Genomic DNA, 15307 nt, shown 5'->3' with positions numbered 1-15307 from the left:
CACTTGCGCTTCCGATCTCTCGTTAGCGGGAGGCGAATTCTACAGCGTTACACGCTGCTGTCAACACCTCTTTTTCTCCGCTTTCGACCGAGAGGATCGAAACGTTAATAGAGCCAAACAACACCGCTCTACCAACTCCTTCTGGGCTTCGATCAACTGAAGCAACTCGCTGTCGAATTTCGCATAACTCTTTGTTTACCAAGGAGTTTTCCGTTTCGACTGCGCTGGAAGTGGGGCGAATTATAGACTTCCAGAATCTGCCGTCAACCCTTAATTTGGTTTTTCTATCAAAGAGGCTGAAAACCTCAAAACCCGCAGTCTGTAAGTTGCCTGCCAGGACAATTGAGCAATATATTGCTCAACCTCCGACAGTTAAGCATCATAGCGCCGACGCCTCTCTTAATATGACCTCGGACGTACACCCAATGAATACCTCCACCCGCAGCCTGGCCTCGACATTGTTCCCTGTTGGCCTGTTGCTGATCGCCATGGCTTCCATACAGTCCGGCGCCTCGCTGGCCAAGAGCATGTTCCCTATCGTCGGCGCACAAGGCACTACGACCCTGCGTCTGATTTTCGCCAGTGTGATCATGCTACTTCTATTGCGTCCTTGGCGCGCCAAACTGACGGCCAAATCCCTGCGCACGGTGATCGTCTACGGAATGGCACTCGGCGGCATGAACTTCCTCTTCTATATGTCCTTGCGCAGCGTGCCCCTGGGTATTGCCGTTGCCCTGGAATTCACCGGGCCGCTTGCCGTGGCGATCTACGCCTCACGTCGAGCGGTGGATTTTCTGTGGATAGCTCTCGCGATCACCGGCCTGCTTCTATTAATCCCAATCGGTGACGCCAGCAGCGGCATCGACTTGTTAGGCGCAGGCTACGCCTTGGGAGCTGGGGTCTGCTGGGCGCTCTACATTCTGTATGGCCAGAAAGCCGGCAATGACAACGGCGTACAAACCGCCGCCCTCGGCGTGATGATTGCCGCATTGTTTGTCGCACCGATCGGCATCGTCCATGCAGGCAGCGCGTTACTGACTCCCGCACTGATCCCGGTCGCCATCGGTGTCGCTATCCTGTCCACCGCCCTGCCCTACACCCTGGAAATGGTCGCACTGACGCGCCTCCCCGCCCGCACCTTCGGCACCCTCATGAGCATCGAACCGGCGTTTGGCGCGCTCTCTGGCCTGTTCTTCCTGAACGAGCACCTGTCCTTGGCGCAGTGGCTGGCAATTACTTGCATCATTCTGGCCTCCGTAGGTGCCACGGTAACGATGCGCAGCGAGTCAAAGCCATTGGTTCCGGCGGATTGAAACCTGTTTGAATGTAGCTCTGGCATTTAGCGCGCATTTAGGCCATGTTTAAGCCGTAAACGAATGTCTTTCATGGAGAATTTCGACAAGGACTGTGCCAACGCGACACCCGAGAGCAAGTAGAGCAAGCTTCACTCTTTGCGAGGCGGCTATTAAGGATAGGAATGAAGCGAATTTTGATACTGTTAATGGTCATGGCCATTGCTGGCTGCGCCGCGACCACCAAGACAGAAGTAAAACGTGGCAAAAAAGGGCTGCATATCAACTGTTCCGGCCTGTCTTCTTCCTGGGACCAGTGCTACACCAGTGCTACCAACGCCTGCGGCGCCAAGGGCTACCGGGTAATCGCAAAGTCCGGTGACAATTCCGAGGAGCCAGGGGACTACCCCTTCGGCCTCAACCCTGCCGGCTACACCAGCCGCAGCATGATCGTCATCTGTAAGTAATCGCTTGAGCAGTCACCTCCTGGCTGCTCACATCTAATTCCCGGCACAAACCGACCCTTTACACAGCTGCGTCTAAACGCCTGCTCGACATTCGAGCCAAGGGAGTTCCCATGACGCACAACAAGAAAATCGTCTTAGTAGTAGGCGCCGGTGATGCAACCGGTGGCGCCATTGCCAAACGCTTCGCCCGCGAAGGCTACGTTGCCTGCGTGACCCCGAGGTCGTGGCTGCCGTGCTTGCCGAGCACGGTTTCGATCCAGAAAAGGTCCTGGCCCAGGCAAACGACGAAGCTGTAAAGGCTGCCCTCAAGGACAACACCGAACAGGCCGTTAAGCGCGGCGTGTTCGGTGCACCCAGCATGTTCGTAGGCAGCCAGTTGTTCTTCGGTCAGGACCGTTTGGAGTTTGTGCGCGAAGCCCTGAGTTAGATGTCGACAATATAGCCGGCGCCCTGATCAAGGCGCCGGAACGGCAAGTGATCAGATAGCCGCCGTACGCACCCGCAGCCATTCAAGCGCCGCGCCACTGAGCAATAGGCTTAAGCGCTCACGCACTTCGGCGTGGTAAGCGTTGAACCACTCACGCTCGTCCGCCGTCAGCATCGACGGTTCCAGACAGCGCGTGTCGATCGGGCACAAGGTCAGGGTTTCAAACTTGAGGAATTCGCCGAACTCGGTCTTGCCCGCTTCGCGGTTCAACACCAGGTTCTCGATACGCACGCCCCAACGTCCCGGACGGTAAGTGCCCGGCTCAATTGAGGTGATCATCCCCGGCTGCATCGCCGTTTGCGGAGCAGTCGCAGCCTGGTAGGCAATCACTTGCGGACCTTCATGCACGTTGAGGAAATAGCCTACACCGTGCCCGGTACCGTGGCCGTAGTCCACGCCTTCGGCCCAGATCGGCGCGCGGGCAATGGCGTCCAGCAGCGGTGACAAGATGCCTTTTGGGAAATGCGCACGGGACAACGCAATCACACCTTTGAGCACACGGGTGCAGTCACGTCTCTGCTCTTCACTCGGCGTACCGATAGGCACCATTCGGGTGATATCCGTGGTGCCACCCAGGTACTGGCCACCCGAATCAATCAGCAACAGGCCATCGCCTTCGATCAGCGCGTGCTCCTCTTCAGTGGCGTGGTAGTGCGGCATCGCACCGTTGGCATTGTACGCGGCGATGGTGTTGAAACTCAGTGACACATAACCCGGGCGACGGGTGCGCGCAGCGGTCAGGTGTTCGTCGATGGTCAGTTCGGTAATGCGCTCACGGCCCAGCGCACTGTCCAGCCAGGCGAAGAATTCGCACAAGGCCGCGCCGTCCTGCTCCATGGCTTGGCGGATGTGCTCCGCGTCGGCCAGGCTCTTGCGGGATTTGGCCAATGTGGTCGGGTTGAGTCCTTCGACCAGCTTGACACCGGCATCAAGGTTTTCCAGCAAGCCGGCGGTGACGCGCGCTGGGTCGACCTGCAAACTGGCGCCCGCCGGCACCGCGCGCAACGCCTCTACCACTTCGCTGTAATCACGCAGTGTCACGCCATCCTGCTCCAGCACTGCCCGCAACTCGGCATCGACTTTGCTCAGTGCCACAAACAGCGTGGCCTGCTGTTGATTGATCAACGCAAAGGACACAAACACCGGATTGAACGAAACATCACCGCCGCGCAAATTGAACAGCCAAGCAATGTCATCCAGGGTGGCGATGAAGTGCCAGTCGACGCCCTTCTCTTTTAAGCTAGCGCGCAGTGCCGCGAGTTTTTCGCCACGGCTGACGGTGGCTTGCGGTGGAAGGTGTTGATAGATCGGTTGGTTCGGCAGCGCCGGGCGGTCTTTCCAGACCTCACTCAGCAGGTCGATATCAGTACGCAGCTGTGCACCGCGCTCCGCCAATTTTCCGCCCAGGGTACGTGCCGAGGCCACGGCCATCACCGCACCATCCACCGCCACCACACCACCTTCCGGCGTTTGCTCGGCCAACCACTCCAGCGGGCCAGGTTGGCCCGGTTGCAGCTTCACCAATTCGATGCCGCTGCCCTTGAGTTCCTTGGTGGCCTGCTCCCAGTAACGGCTGTCGGCCCACACACCGGCGAAATCCGCAGTGACAATCAGTGTTCCCACCGAGCCATGAAACCCCGATAACCATTGCCGCCCCTGCCAGTAACCCGGCAAGTACTCGGACAAGTGTGGGTCGGCCGACGGCACCAGCAAGGCATGAATGCCCTCGCGGCTCATCAGTTCACGGGTATGCGCCAGGCGCTGGGTAACCGTTCCATGGGTCAAAGGCTGCGTACTCATTGTGTCTCCTGCTAACCACGAATAATTATTATGTGTTGCGATAGATGAATCAGACCGCCCAGAACGCCGGCTCGCAGGCCAGGGCAGCCTTGATCAATTGCACCGCCTGGTCGATATCCTGCTCGGTGGTAAACCGGCCCAGGCTCAAGCGAATGGTACGGCCAGCACTGCGAGCATCATGGCCCAGCGCCAACAACACATGGGACGGTGCATTGCTCGCCGAATTGCAGGCCGAGGTCGCAGAAAACGCGATCCCCGCACTCAGCGCAGCGGAGTTGAATTCGCCTTCACTGAACGTGAGGCTCAGGGTGTGGGGAATACGTTGTGTAGCGCTGCCATTCAGGCGCACGCCCGTCACCGATGCCAACTGATCCAGCAAGCGCTGGCGCAAGGCGACGATTACTGCTTTTTCCTCTGAAAAAGACGCCGCCGCCAGGGCGAACGCAGTGCCCATGCCGGCGATCTGGTGGGTTGCCAGGGTGCCGGAGCGCAGGCCACCTTCGTGCCCACCGCCGTGAATCTGCGCCAAGACTTTCTGCTGCGCCCGCGGCCCGACATATAAAGCGCCGATACCTTTGGGGCCATACAGCTTGTGGGCGGAAAACGACATCAGGTCCACCGGCCACTGCGACAGGTCGATCGCCACCTTACCCGCGCCTTGCGCCGCATCCACATGCAAGAGCGCGCCATGCTCACGCACGCGAGCGCCGATGGCCGGGATATCGTTGAGGGTGCCCAGTTCGTTATTGACCAGCATCAGCGACACGAGGAAGGTGTCTTCGCGCAACGCTTCGCTGACCGCTTCGGCACTGATCAACCCATCCGCGTCCGGCACCAGGTAGGTCACGGCCACGCCGGCTTCCTGCAACTGCCGTGCGGTATCCAGCGTGGCCTTGTGTTCGATCTGGCTGGTGATGATATGCCCGCCCGCCACACCCCGCGCCTGGGCCACGCCCTTGATCGCCAGGTTGTTGGACTCAGTGGCGCCAGAGGTCCAGACGATCTGCTCGGAATTGGCACCGACCAGTTCGGCCACTTGGCGACGCGCCTGTTCAACCGTTTGCCGGGCCGCTTGGCCGAACGCATGGGAACTGGACGCAGGGTTACCGAAGTTGGCATTGAAGCCCAGACACTCGACCATCACCTGGATGACTCGCTCATCTACCGGGGTAGTGGCGGCGTAGTCGAAATACAACGGACGTTTATTCATGACGTTAAAAACTCGCAGAGCAGGTTCCCGAGAGCAGCGTCTCAGGGGCACCGACCGGAACAGAGGTCGTCAGGTTTAACCGATCGGATGCCATTAAAGAAGGACCACTTTATGAAAATGTGCGTAGGAAGGCTCCTGAAATTCAGCTTAACAGGCTGAAGTCGAGCCATGGCAAACAAAAAGCCCGAGGTTCCTTAAAGGAAGCCTCGGGCTTTTTGTCGCTGAGCGCAGGTTCAACTGGGACGACCATGCAGGGTCACGCTGCGTTCGGCGTTCATTTCACCCTGGCGATCAAAGCCGAAAGGTTTCTTTGGTTGACCGATCAGTGCGGCGCGCTGCTGTTGATACTCATCAAACGACAAACCACGACGGCTCAACGCTTCCAGGGACAACTCTTTGGTTTCTTCCGCTGTGTAAGGGCGCAATTCCGGCGAAGGATGGGTCGCACATCCGGCGAGGACAGAGCTGCCAATCAATAAGCAAACAGCGAGGAATCGGTTCATGGCGGTGGCCCTGCAGAGGAGGTTTCGAGTCAATGAACACAGGCTACTCCCGCCCTCGCACGGTGAAAAATCACCTCCCGTGATAGTTGCTATCAACCGCCAAGGCACCTCTGATAACGATGCCTTCATATTTCTTTATGATCTATAAATATGGAAATACATTCATTTACTGAATAAACGTAACCCTCTATAAATGTCGCTACGCCTCATCAGCACTGTTGCCCAGGCAACAGCCGTTCAACAAATCACCCGTCAGACAACAGCAGCATTTTCAGCAGTGAGCCTGCAACCCACGCCAATCAGGGGCTGAACCCGTTGGTGCAGTTCTTGCTCAACCGGTGTACTCCACCTGCGACAAACCACTGTTGAAAAAGGAACTGTTCATGACCCGTCCCCTGAATGTCGTTGCCCTCTGCGGCGGAACCTGGCGCCCGTCTCGTACCCTCGTGCTGACTCAAGCCTTACTGGCTGAACTGGCCACCTTGCTGCCGATCCAGAGCACCCTGATCGAAATGGGTGACATTGCGCGGCCGTTGGGCGGTGCGCTGTCGCGTGATGAACTGACCGCTGAAGTCGAATCCCAACTGTTGGCCATCGAACAAGCCGAGCGGCTGATCGTCGCCGCGCCGGTCTATCGCGGTTCGTACCCAGGCTTGCTCAAGCACCTGTTTGATCTGGTCGGCCTCAACGCCTTGATCAACACACCGGTATTGCTGGCTGCCACGGCATGTGATCGTGCACGAGAGCGAAGAGGACGCCTGGAAAGCCGCCGACAAGTTGATCGAGCCCATCAGCGACGAAGGCCTGAGTGCAATGAAGGCTAAATAGACATTGAGGAACACCGTGTGATAGCCAAACCCCACAGCGTCCTGCCTTCCCCTTTGCACACCGCCAAAGTAGCCGCCCCCCCCCAGGGCCTGGAACTCTGCAGCCGCCTGTTCAAAGTTACCGGCGCGCGCTCCACCCATGCTTCGCTGCGCCTGGACCGTCACTTGCGCACCCTGCGCACGCAAACCCTGCACGACCTGGTGGACTACAAGCTCCATGAACTGGGGGATTGGGCATTGAACCAGTCCCTGCCGATTCCAACGTTCTATTCCTAAGAGAGGTGCCCATGCAGCTTTTGACCTTACCGCCCTCGCCCGCCCTTGCGACGTCGATCCGCGCCACGGCACAGGTCTTCGAAGACCCGAAATCCCAGGCGCTGCTCGACCACATCCAGCAAGTGGCGCCCAGCGAAGCCAGCGTGCTGATCATCGGCGAGACCGGCACCGGTAAAGAGTTGGTGGCGCGTCACATCCATAACCTCAGCGCGCGGCGTAACCGGCCGTTCGTGGCGGTGAACTGTGGGGCGTTCTCCGAATCTTTGGTGGAAGCCGAACTGTTCGGCCATGAAAAAGGCGCCTTTACCGGCGCCCTCAGTGCCAAGGCAGGCTGGTTTGAGGAGGCCGACGGCGGCACCTTGTTCCTCGATGAGATCGGCGATTTGCCGATGGCGATCCAAGTCAAGCTGCTGCGCGTCCTACAAGGGCGCGAAGTGGTTCGCCTGGGTTCGCGCAAGAGCATTGCGATTGATGTGCGGGTGCTTGCCGCGACCAACGTGCAACTGGAAAAAGCCATCAACGCCGGGCATTTCCGCGAAGACCTCTACTACCGTCTCGACGTGGTCAGCCTGGAACTCAGCCCGCTGCGTGACCGTCCTGGCGATATCCTGCCGCTCACCCGGCACTTCATCGAAGCCTACAGCCAGCGCCTTGGCTATGGCCCGATCACCATCAGCCGCGAAGCCGAGCACAAACTCAAAAGCTACAGCTGGCCGGGCAATATCCGCGAACTGGAGAACGTGATTCACCACACCCTGTTGATCTGCCACAACGGCCTGATCGAACGCGACGATTTGCGCCTGTCGAACCTGCGCATCGAGCGCCAGGACGACAGCCAGCACGGCACCGACAACAGCGCCGAAGCATTGCTGGCGCGTGCCTTCCAGAAACTGTTCGAAGAACAGGCCGGGGCCCTGCATGAAAAGGTTGAAGACGCCCTGCTCCGCGCAGCCTACCGTTTCAGCCATTACAACCAGGTGCACACCGCCCATCTGTTGGGCCTGAGCCGCAACGTCACGCGCAGCCGCTTGATCAAGATCGGCGAGTTGGCGGTCAACAAACGCCGCCCCGGCGAGAACGTGCAAGGCGAGCGCATGCTGCACTTATCCATTTAGGCGGCAGTGCAGCGCGTTGTCATGGCTGCGCTCAAAACTGCTCAGCACCTGGAACGAACCAAAGGTCACGGCGGTTGCCTGGTGGGCGCGAATCAGCGTCCAGAAATCTTCCTCACCGTGCTCAAAGCACTTGAATGCCGCCTCGCCGTCTTCACGCGTACGCCATTGCAGATAATTCAACACCCGCCGCCCATCAGCGCTGACCTGCACGCTTGCGTTGATAAAACCGCCATGGCCTTGGGCCAGACGCTCACTCTGGGTGCTCAAGGCTGCCACCAGGGCGAATTGTTTCTGGGGCTCGATCTGAAACTCGATCAACTGAGTGAAACTGCGATTTTTCTCTGATACCTGCATGAACACTCCCCTTTCTCTGTAGGCAGAATCTTGTGATTCGATGCCACGCAGGGTAAAACCTCTAGTTAAGTCAAGGTCAAGCGGTGTTTGGGGGTTTTTGCATGATGACTAAAGAACTCACCGTCGGCCAGTTGGCGGCGCGCAGCGGTGTGGCCGTCACGGCCCTGCACTTCTACGAGGCCAAGGGGCTGATCAAGAGCAATCGCACCGAGGGCAACCAACGCCGTTATCCACGGGATGTGTTGCGGCGCGTGGTGGTGATCAAGATCGCCCAGCGCCTGGGGATTCCGCTGGCAACCATTGGTGACGCGTTGCAAACCTTGCCGGATGGACGCACGCCCAACGCTCAGGATTGGGAGCGGTTGTCGGCGCTGTGGCGGGAGGACCTGGATGAGCGCATCAATAAGCTGATGCTACTGCGGGACAAACTCAGTGGTTGTATTGGCTGTGGGTGCCTGTCGATGGAAGCGTGCCCGTTGCGTAATCGGGATGATCAGCTCGGTGAGCGCGGGCCGGGGGCGCAGCTGCTGGAGCCCACCACACAACGCTGAAGTGATAACCCAGCGTTCACATTTGGATAGAGGTGTGTCAGGGGTTGGCTTGCAGGTGCAGGCGTTCGAACGGCTGAATTTGAACCTGAAACATTTTCTTTCATATCTGGCTTAGGGATTTCTCATTCTCATCCGTCTTAACTTAGATACAGCCTGTCGCGTCAGCAAAAGCTACGACCGGCCTTTTCTGGGCCTTTACTGCCCCTTCCGATCAAGACCCTCATTCACATGTCGAAGAAGTCACGCTCCAAACTCTGGTTTCTCGTGCATAGCTGGCTGGCATTGCCCATCTGGTTTTTTGTACTGATCGTCTGCGTCACCGGCACCCTGGCGGTGGTCAGCCAGGAGATCGTCTGGCTGGCCAACCCGGATATCCGTGCGAGCAAGCCGACGGACGACGCCGAGCCACTGAGCTACGACCAAGTGATCGCCGCGATCAAGCGCGAAGAGCCCCAGGTGTTCGTCCAGTCGATCAGCCGGCCCGACGAATCCCATTTCGCCCTCAGCGTCGACCTCAGCTACCCCGACGGGCGTTCCGTGGAGGTTTACGTCAACCCTTACACCGGAGCGATCCAGGGCATCAGCCCGTCCTTCAACTTTCAGCAATTCACACGCGCCCTGCACGGCTGGTGGCTGGTGCCGTTTACCAATGGCTACAGCTGGGGCTGGTATTTGGTGTCGGCGCTCGGCATCCCGCTGCTGGCGTCGCTGGTCACCGGATTGGTGGTGTACAAGAAGTTCTGGAAGGGTTTCCTGCGCCCGACCCTGCGCGTGCGCCATGGCGCGCGGATATTCTGGGGGGATTTCCACCGCTTGAGCGGTATCTGGTCAATCTGGTTTATCGCAGTGATTTCTGTCACCGGTATCTGGTTCTTGATCCGGGCGATCCTGGGCGACAACCAGATTTCGATTTCCACTGAACCCGTCATCCCAGTGATCGCCCGGGAGAAAGTGCCGATGTCGGCGCCAGGCGTGCCAGCGCCGATGATCCCGGTAGACGAGGCGATCAAGATCGCCACCCAGCGTATTCCTGGCCTGGAGCCGAGTTTCATCAGCCTGCCGCTCAATGCCTACAGCCACCTGCAGATTGGCGGGCGGGGCTGGTACCCACTGATGTTCCAGACCGCGCAAATCAACCCGTATGACGGCGAAGTCGCTGCGGCGCATTTGCTGTCCGACCGTTCAAAGCTGGAGTTCGTCACCGAATCCATGCGCCCGCTGCACACCGGCGACTTTGGCGGGCTGTGGATCAAACTGATCTGGGCGTTCTTCGGCCTTGTCATGAGCATGATGGTGTTGAGCGGCCTGCTGATCTGGACCAAGCGCACCGCCCTGGCCACCCTCAATGCGCTCAAGCGTGAAGCCAAGGCCCCGCGCAAGCCTGTTTCCATCCCGGCAAGGCAGGCTGAAACCTCGCAGGCCCAAACATGAGCAAGGTCGCTACCGCAAAGCCATCGCCGCTGCGAGCCTTCTGGCTGAAATGGCGTTTCCACATCAATGTGCTGTTGTTGCTCGTGCCCCTGGGCTTCATGCCCAAGTACTTCGCCGACGCGGCGCTGTTTCGCGGCGACACCGGCATCGGCGAGCGCGTGGCCGGTGAAGTGCAGGTCGGGCCCTGGAGCCTGACCCTCGCCGAATTTCGTAATGAAGGCCCGCGCCCAGACCCGGCCGGCCCGATGAAGTTTTTCAACGCTGCCCTGTGCGCCACCTGCGCCGACCAGGTCAAGGCCACCTACCTGCGTATCGGTAAGCCGCGCAGCCTGCGGGCCGCCGGGGTGATCTTCTTCGGTACGCCGTACCGCATGGGCGCTGCCCTGCCGATCCCGGAACGCACACCAGCCGACGCCGAACTGTGGGTCACCATGGAAGGCTGGGACGGGGCTATGCACCAGGGCTCCATCCCGTTGAACCAGGCCTCGCCTGCCACCATTGCCTGGCTGAACAAGCAAGGAGTTAAACCATGACTTTGATGCGCCTGACCCGCGCCTGTGCCGTCCTATTGGCGTGCGCCGGTTTCAGTACCGTCACCCTGGCCCACAACCCGATGTGCGAGTGCAAGGAAATTCCCGGCGAGCAGGTCCAGTGCAAAGGCGGTTTCTCTGACGGTAGCGGCGCGCCCGGCGTGACCCTGGACGTGATCGGCTATGACGAAACCATCCTGGTGCCCGGCAAGCTTGGCGAAGACTCGACCCTGACTTTCAAGAAGCCGTCCGCCGAGTTCTATGTGCTGTTTGATGCAGGCCCGGGCCACGTGGTGGAAATCGACCAAGCGGATATCCAGCCGCAATGAGTACCACACAGGTTGTACGCCCCGCCGGTGCCGGTCACGAAACCCTCTACGTGCTGATGTTGTGCCTGATCATCCTTGCGGTGGCCGGCACGGTGGTGGCCCTGCACGGTGAAACCCAGGAAGTCGCGGCCGTGCCCAGCCACCAGTTGGACGCCCGTCGCGACCTGAGCGCCGCCGAGCAAGGCATCTACGCCGACCTGCGAGTGACCCTGGATGAGATCCAGCTGTTGCAGCAGGAGCAAAGCGCGCTTCCCACACCGGCGCATCTGGCCGAAGAAGGCTTCGCGCCGTTTGCCCAGGACGCCAGCTCGGTCAGCCGTGGCGATCATCGCTGGCAGTTGCTGGAACCCTCGGCCTACCTGGGGTTGAGCCAAGTGCCCGGCACCAGCGGCTCGCTGCTCATGCGCGTGCACGGTGCCGAACCGGATATCTGGCTCAACCGGCAAGCCAACCTCGCCGCCCCTTCCGACCTCACTGACCAGGCGCTGATCGCGGCCGGCTGGCAGCAGGTGGTCGCGCAATTCGATGCCGGCGTCACACGCCAGCACCGTCACTGAACGAGAAGACCGATTGCCCATGTCTATTTCATCTCCCCTGTTGCGCCTGTTGCTGGTTGGCCTGTTCAGCCTGATGCTCGCCCCCCTGGCCAATGCACTCTCTAACCCAGAGCCGGCTAAACGCCTGCGTATCGGCATCACGCTTCACCCTTACTACAGCTATGTGGCCAATATCGTCGGCGACAAGGCCCAGGTGGTGCCGCTGATTCCGGCCGGTTTCAACCCGCATGCCTACGAGCCGCGCGCCGAGGACATCAAGCGCATCGGCACCCTGGACGTGATCGTGCTCAACGGCGTCGGCCATGATGATTTCGCCGACCGCATGATCGCCACCAGCGAGCGCCCGGATATTCCCGTGATCGAAGCCAACGCCAATGTGCCGCTGCTGGCCGCCACCGGGAACGCTGCGCGCGGTGCGGGCAAGGTGGTCAACCCGCACACCTTCCTGTCGATCAGCGCATCGATTGCCCAGGTCAACAACATCGCCCGCGAGCTGGGCAAGCTCGACCCGGACAACGCCAAGACCTACACCCAGAACGCCCGCGCCTACGGCAAGCGCCTGCGCCAGATGCGCGCCGATGCCCTGGCCAAGTTGACCAGCGCGCCCAACCCGGACCTGCGCGTGGCCACCGTGCACGCGGCCTACGACTACCTGCTGCGCGAATTCGGCCTGGAAGTCACCGCCGTGGTCGAACCGGCCCACGGCATTGAGCCAAGCCCCAGCCAGTTGAAGAAAACCATTGATGAACTACGCGCCCTGGACGTGAAGGTAATCTTCTCGGAGATGGACTTCCCGTCCACCTACGTCGACACCATCCAGCGTGAGTCCGGGGTCAAGCTGTACCCGCTGTCGCATATTTCCTACGGCGAATACAGCGCTGAAAAGTACGAAGTGGAAATGACCGGCAACCTCAACACCGTGGTCCGCGCAATCCAGGAGTCCGGGTCATGACCGCGGCGCAGCAACTGAATGCGGTCAGCGTCGGTCCGACGCTGGCGTTCGACAAGGTGTCACTGACCCTGGGTCGCACCGTGATCCTTGATGACGTGAGTTTTCAGGTACAGCCGGGCAGCATCCATGCGCTGGTCGGCCCCAACGGCGGTGGCAAAAGCTCGCTGATCAAGACCCTGCTTGGGCAAACGCCGCATCAGGGACGGCTGAGTCTGCATTGGCCGACCACGCCCGGCACCATCGGTTATGTGCCTCAGGCCCTGGAGTTCGACCGTGGTTTGCCGATGACCGTTGATGATTTCATGGCGGCCATGTGTCAACGGCGCCCTGCATTTCTTGGCCTGTCAAAACATTACGCCGGCGCGATGGGTGATGCGCTCGAGCGCGTTGGCATGCAGGACAAACGCAAGCGGCGCATGGGTGCCCTGTCCGGCGGTGAACGCCAGCGCGTGTTGTTGGCCCAGGGATTGATACCGGCGCCGCAACTGCTGGTACTGGATGAACCGATGTCGGCGCTCGACGAAGCCGGAATCCAAGTGTTCGAACGCCTACTGAGTGACTGGCGTCTGGCAGGGATCACCGTGCTGTGGATCGAGCATGACCTGGAAGCCGTGGGCCGCCTGGCCGACCGCGTCACAGGCCTGAACCGCCGCGTGCTGTTCGACGCCACGCCCAACGAGGCGCTGACCCCGGATCGCCTGCTGACCCTGTTCTCCACCCACCCTCGGAGCCCGGTGCAATGAGTTATGAAGCCTTTCGCTTGATGGTCCAGGGCTGGGCCTCTTCCGGTTATCTGCCGGAGGCGCTGGCCTACGGGTTTGTGGTCAACGCACTGCTCGCCGGTCTGCTGATCGGCCCAGTGCTGGGTGGTTTGGGCACGCTGGTGGTGGTCAAGCGCTTCGCGTTTTTCTCCGAAGCGGTCGGCCATGCCGCGCTGACCGGCGTGGCCGTGGGCATTCTGCTGGGCGAACCCTACACCGGGCCCTATGGCAGCCTGTTCGGCTACTGCCTGCTGTTCGGCATTCTGCTCAACTACCTGCGCAACCGAACCGGCCTGGCGCCGGACACCTTGATCGGTGTGTTCCTGTCGGTGTCACTGGCATTGGGTGCGAGCCTGTTGCTGATCCTGGCCGGCAAGATCAACGTGCATATTCTAGAGAACGTGCTGTTCGGCTCGGTGCTGACGGTCAATGGCAATGACTTGCTGGTGCTGGCGATTGTCGGCTCGTTGGTGATGGCCCTGGCCTTGCCGCTGTACAACCGCATCATGCTGGCCAGCTTTAACCCGCAACTGGCGGCAGTGCGCGGGGTGGCGGTGAAGACTCTGGATTACTTGTTCGTGATTCTGGTGACACTGATCACCGTCGCGGCGGTGAAGGTCATCGGCGCGATCCTGGTAGGCGCGCTGTTGGTGATTCCGGCCGCAGCGGCGCGCCTGCTGAGCCAGTCGCTCAAGGGGTTCTTCTGGGTCTCGGTGGTGATCGCCACCGTCAGCACACTGTGCGGGATCCTGCTGCCGATCATCTTCGACCTGCCGATCCCATCCGGCGCCGCGATCATTCTGGTTGCCGGTATCGCCTTCGCCCTGGCCGCCATCGCGCGCGGCACGGTGCCCAGCCTCAAGGGGAATTTTGGATAATGCGTCCTGTCTTTCGTCCATTGGCCCTGGCCATCGCTTATTTGATTAGCACTTCGGCACTGGCTGTCGACGGTGCAGAACCCAAGACCCTCAAAATCCATCCCGGACTGGGTCACGCCGCACTGAGCAAGGCCAAGTCTGTACAACCGGTGAAGGTCCTTGCCTCGCTGCCGATCACCTACGGCCTGGCCGAGGTGCTGCTCAAAGGCACCAATGTACAGTTGGAGCGCGCCGCCCCGGCCAACCTGCCGGGTTCGCGGCAGGTGTCCTACTTCACCGGTCGTGGCGCGCCGGCATTGAGCGCGTTGGCGCTGGACGCCGACGCCACTATTGGCCTGCGCTCGCTGTGGGCCGATGACCCGCTGTACCCAGTGGCGCGCCGCAGCAATATCCGCATCGTCGAAGTCGACGCCGCCCGCCCGGTGGACGGCGGCTTGCCGGGCATCGCCGTGCAGCCTGGCGTCACCGATGGTTTGAACAGCCAGCCATGGCAGTCGAGTAACAATATGGGACGCATGGCCGATGTATTGGCCGCGGACCTGAGCCGCCTGGCCCCCGACGCCAAGCCGACGATCGACGCCAACCTTGCCGCCCTCAAGCAGCGCCTGCTCAAACTCAGCGCCGACAGCGAAGCGCGGCTGGCCAAGGCGGATAACCTCAGCGTGGTCAGCCTTAGCGACCACTTTGCGTATCTGGTCAGCAGTTTGAACCTGGAAGTGCTCAGCACCGATGCCCGGCCAGACGCCGACTGGACGCCTGAGGCGTTGCAGAAACTCAGCGCCGAGTTGAAGGACAACGATGTCGCGGTGGTGCTGCATCATCGTCAGCCGAGTGAAGCGGTGAGGGCCGCTGTTGCGGCGGGGGGAGCGGGATTGTTGGTACTGAATGTCGACGGTGCAGAGCCGGTGACGGAGTTGGAGACCAATGTGGATCAGGTGATCACGGCACTCACCCCCTGACGACCCACCGATCGGTCATGCCTGGCAC

Annotated in this window: 16 protein-coding genes and 4 pseudogenes; 16 read left to right on the top strand and 4 right to left on the bottom strand. The window is 60.4% G+C overall.

What is annotated here, in order from left to right; all coding sequences use genetic code 11:
* Nucleotides 1-425: 425 nt before the first annotated feature.
* From rhtA to AACY52_RS05405, 4 genes and pseudogenes are all read left to right on the top strand, one after another.
* A complete protein-coding gene (gene rhtA / locus AACY52_RS05420; protein WP_339414599.1) occupies nt 426-1313 on the top strand; it encodes a threonine/homoserine exporter RhtA in 888 nt (295 codons plus the stop codon).
* Between the two features lie 164 nt (nt 1314-1477).
* Entirely contained in the window at nt 1478-1759 is a 282-nt protein-coding gene (locus AACY52_RS05415; RefSeq protein ID WP_049709138.1) for a hypothetical protein, read from the top strand.
* 110 nt (nt 1760-1869) lie between these two features.
* A pseudogene (locus AACY52_RS05410) lies at nt 1870-1983 on the top strand (glucose 1-dehydrogenase); the annotation flags it as partial.
* Nucleotides 1959-2186, top strand: a pseudogene (locus tag AACY52_RS05405) (DsbA family protein); the annotation flags it as partial. The pseudogenes AACY52_RS05410 and AACY52_RS05405, both read left to right, overlap by 25 nt.
* 51 nt (nt 2187-2237) lie before the next feature.
* Here AACY52_RS05405 and AACY52_RS05400 read toward each other — a convergent pair.
* The 3 genes from AACY52_RS05400 to AACY52_RS05390 all read right to left on the bottom strand — a co-directional run bounded on the left by AACY52_RS05400 (nt 2238) and on the right by AACY52_RS05390 (nt 5759).
* Nucleotides 2238-4046 carry an aminopeptidase P family protein gene (locus AACY52_RS05400; RefSeq protein WP_339414600.1) on the bottom strand — a complete coding sequence of 603 codons (1809 nt, stop codon included), beginning with the start codon at nt 4044-4046 and terminating at the stop codon, nt 2238-2240.
* Nucleotides 4047-4095: 49 nt separating this feature from the next.
* Nucleotides 4096-5256 carry an aminotransferase class V-fold PLP-dependent enzyme gene (locus tag AACY52_RS05395; protein ID WP_339560330.1) on the bottom strand — a complete coding sequence of 387 codons (1161 nt, stop codon included), beginning with the start codon at nt 5254-5256 and terminating at the stop codon, nt 4096-4098.
* Nucleotides 5257-5489: 233 nt separating this feature from the next.
* A complete protein-coding gene (locus tag AACY52_RS05390; protein WP_339414603.1) occupies nt 5490-5759 on the bottom strand; it encodes a hypothetical protein in 270 nt (89 codons plus the stop codon).
* Between the two features lie 383 nt (nt 5760-6142).
* Here AACY52_RS05390 and AACY52_RS05385 point away from each other — a divergent pair.
* The 3 genes and pseudogenes from AACY52_RS05385 to AACY52_RS05375 all read left to right on the top strand — a co-directional run.
* Nucleotides 6143-6484, top strand: a pseudogene (locus tag AACY52_RS05385) (NAD(P)H-dependent oxidoreductase); the annotation flags it as partial.
* A 159-nt stretch (nt 6485-6643) separates the two neighbouring features.
* Nucleotides 6644-6862: pseudogene (locus tag AACY52_RS05380) on the top strand (monooxygenase); the annotation flags it as partial.
* An 11-nt stretch (nt 6863-6873) separates the two neighbouring features.
* Entirely contained in the window at nt 6874-7977 is a 1104-nt protein-coding gene (locus AACY52_RS05375; RefSeq protein ID WP_339560329.1) for a sigma-54 dependent transcriptional regulator, read from the top strand.
* Here the strand turns inward: AACY52_RS05375 and AACY52_RS05370 are convergent.
* On the bottom strand, nt 7966-8331 hold the full coding sequence (locus AACY52_RS05370) for an antibiotic biosynthesis monooxygenase (RefSeq protein ID WP_339414605.1): 366 nt from the start codon (nt 8329-8331) through the stop codon (nt 7966-7968). The genes AACY52_RS05375 and AACY52_RS05370 overlap by 12 nt on opposite strands.
* A gap of 101 nt (nt 8332-8432) precedes the next feature.
* Here AACY52_RS05370 and soxR point away from each other — a divergent pair, with 101 nt between their 5' ends.
* The 9 genes from soxR (at nt 8433) to AACY52_RS05325 (ending at nt 15279) form a co-directional block, all read left to right on the top strand.
* Nucleotides 8433-8882, top strand: coding sequence for a redox-sensitive transcriptional activator SoxR (soxR, locus tag AACY52_RS05365; protein ID WP_339414607.1), 450 nt, complete (start codon nt 8433-8435; stop codon nt 8880-8882).
* 228 nt (nt 8883-9110) lie between these two features.
* Nucleotides 9111-10313 carry a PepSY domain-containing protein gene (locus AACY52_RS05360; protein WP_339414608.1) on the top strand — a complete coding sequence of 401 codons (1203 nt, stop codon included), beginning with the start codon at nt 9111-9113 and terminating at the stop codon, nt 10311-10313.
* Nucleotides 10310-10846 (top strand): thiamine pyrophosphate-binding protein, encoded by a 537-nt coding sequence (locus AACY52_RS05355; protein ID WP_339414609.1) that lies wholly within the window; start codon nt 10310-10312, stop codon nt 10844-10846. The genes AACY52_RS05360 and AACY52_RS05355 overlap by 4 nt, the downstream gene beginning before the upstream one ends.
* Nucleotides 10843-11172 (top strand): hypothetical protein, encoded by a 330-nt coding sequence (locus AACY52_RS05350; RefSeq protein ID WP_370467889.1) that lies wholly within the window; start codon nt 10843-10845, stop codon nt 11170-11172. Before AACY52_RS05355 ends, AACY52_RS05350 begins: the two co-directional genes overlap by 4 nt.
* Nucleotides 11169-11729, top strand: coding sequence for a DUF6162 family protein (locus AACY52_RS05345; RefSeq protein WP_339560328.1), 561 nt, complete (start codon nt 11169-11171; stop codon nt 11727-11729). The genes AACY52_RS05350 and AACY52_RS05345 overlap by 4 nt, the downstream gene beginning before the upstream one ends.
* 19 nt (nt 11730-11748) lie before the next feature.
* Nucleotides 11749-12681, top strand: a complete 933-nt coding sequence (locus AACY52_RS05340; RefSeq protein WP_339414612.1) for a metal ABC transporter substrate-binding protein — start codon at nt 11749-11751, stop codon at nt 12679-12681.
* Complete coding sequence (locus tag AACY52_RS05335; RefSeq protein WP_339560327.1) at nt 12678-13424, top strand: metal ABC transporter ATP-binding protein; 747 nt, start codon at nt 12678-12680, stop codon at nt 13422-13424. The genes AACY52_RS05340 and AACY52_RS05335 overlap by 4 nt, the downstream gene beginning before the upstream one ends.
* Nucleotides 13421-14320 carry a metal ABC transporter permease gene (locus AACY52_RS05330; RefSeq protein ID WP_339414614.1) on the top strand — a complete coding sequence of 300 codons (900 nt, stop codon included), beginning with the start codon at nt 13421-13423 and terminating at the stop codon, nt 14318-14320. The genes AACY52_RS05335 and AACY52_RS05330 overlap by 4 nt, the downstream gene beginning before the upstream one ends.
* Nucleotides 14320-15279 carry a metal ABC transporter solute-binding protein, Zn/Mn family gene (locus tag AACY52_RS05325; RefSeq protein WP_339427805.1) on the top strand — a complete coding sequence of 320 codons (960 nt, stop codon included), beginning with the start codon at nt 14320-14322 and terminating at the stop codon, nt 15277-15279. Before AACY52_RS05330 ends, AACY52_RS05325 begins: the two co-directional genes overlap by 1 nt.
* The last annotated feature ends 28 nt before the right edge of the window (nt 15280-15307 follow it).

Source organism: Pseudomonas sp. EA_65y_Pfl1_P113, from assembly GCF_963970525.1.
Lineage (GTDB): Bacteria > Pseudomonadota > Gammaproteobacteria > Pseudomonadales > Pseudomonadaceae > Aquipseudomonas > Aquipseudomonas tritici.
The sequence above is the reverse complement of the archived record's forward strand: the minus strand, read 5'-3'. Positions and strand labels throughout refer to the sequence as shown.

Bases quoted from the DNA above. Each gene is read 5' to 3' on its own strand.
- AACY52_RS05360 (WP_339414608.1), top strand. From the start codon at position 9,111: ATGTCGAAGAAGTCACGCTCCAAACTCTGGTTTCTCGTGCATAGCTGG.
- AACY52_RS05335 (WP_339560327.1), top strand. From the start codon at position 12,678: ATGACCGCGGCGCAGCAACTGAATGCGGTCAGCGTCGGTCCGACGCTG.
- AACY52_RS05370 (WP_339414605.1), bottom strand. From the start codon at position 8,331: ATGCAGGTATCAGAGAAAAATCGCAGTTTCACTCAGTTGATCGAGTTT.
- AACY52_RS05330 (WP_339414614.1), top strand. From the start codon at position 13,421: ATGAGTTATGAAGCCTTTCGCTTGATGGTCCAGGGCTGGGCCTCTTCC.
- AACY52_RS05395 (WP_339560330.1), bottom strand. From the start codon at position 5,256: ATGAATAAACGTCCGTTGTATTTCGACTACGCCGCCACTACCCCGGTA.
- AACY52_RS05350 (WP_370467889.1), top strand. From the start codon at position 10,843: ATGACTTTGATGCGCCTGACCCGCGCCTGTGCCGTCCTATTGGCGTGC.
- AACY52_RS05375 (WP_339560329.1), top strand. From the start codon at position 6,874: ATGCAGCTTTTGACCTTACCGCCCTCGCCCGCCCTTGCGACGTCGATC.
- AACY52_RS05355 (WP_339414609.1), top strand. From the start codon at position 10,310: ATGAGCAAGGTCGCTACCGCAAAGCCATCGCCGCTGCGAGCCTTCTGG.
- rhtA (WP_339414599.1), top strand. From the start codon at position 426: ATGAATACCTCCACCCGCAGCCTGGCCTCGACATTGTTCCCTGTTGGC.
- AACY52_RS05415 (WP_049709138.1), top strand. From the start codon at position 1,478: ATGAAGCGAATTTTGATACTGTTAATGGTCATGGCCATTGCTGGCTGC.
- AACY52_RS05325 (WP_339427805.1), top strand. From the start codon at position 14,320: ATGCGTCCTGTCTTTCGTCCATTGGCCCTGGCCATCGCTTATTTGATT.
- AACY52_RS05390 (WP_339414603.1), bottom strand. From the start codon at position 5,759: ATGAACCGATTCCTCGCTGTTTGCTTATTGATTGGCAGCTCTGTCCTC.
- AACY52_RS05345 (WP_339560328.1), top strand. From the start codon at position 11,169: ATGAGTACCACACAGGTTGTACGCCCCGCCGGTGCCGGTCACGAAACC.
- soxR (WP_339414607.1), top strand. From the start codon at position 8,433: ATGATGACTAAAGAACTCACCGTCGGCCAGTTGGCGGCGCGCAGCGGT.
- AACY52_RS05400 (WP_339414600.1), bottom strand. From the start codon at position 4,046: ATGAGTACGCAGCCTTTGACCCATGGAACGGTTACCCAGCGCCTGGCG.
- AACY52_RS05340 (WP_339414612.1), top strand. From the start codon at position 11,749: ATGTCTATTTCATCTCCCCTGTTGCGCCTGTTGCTGGTTGGCCTGTTC.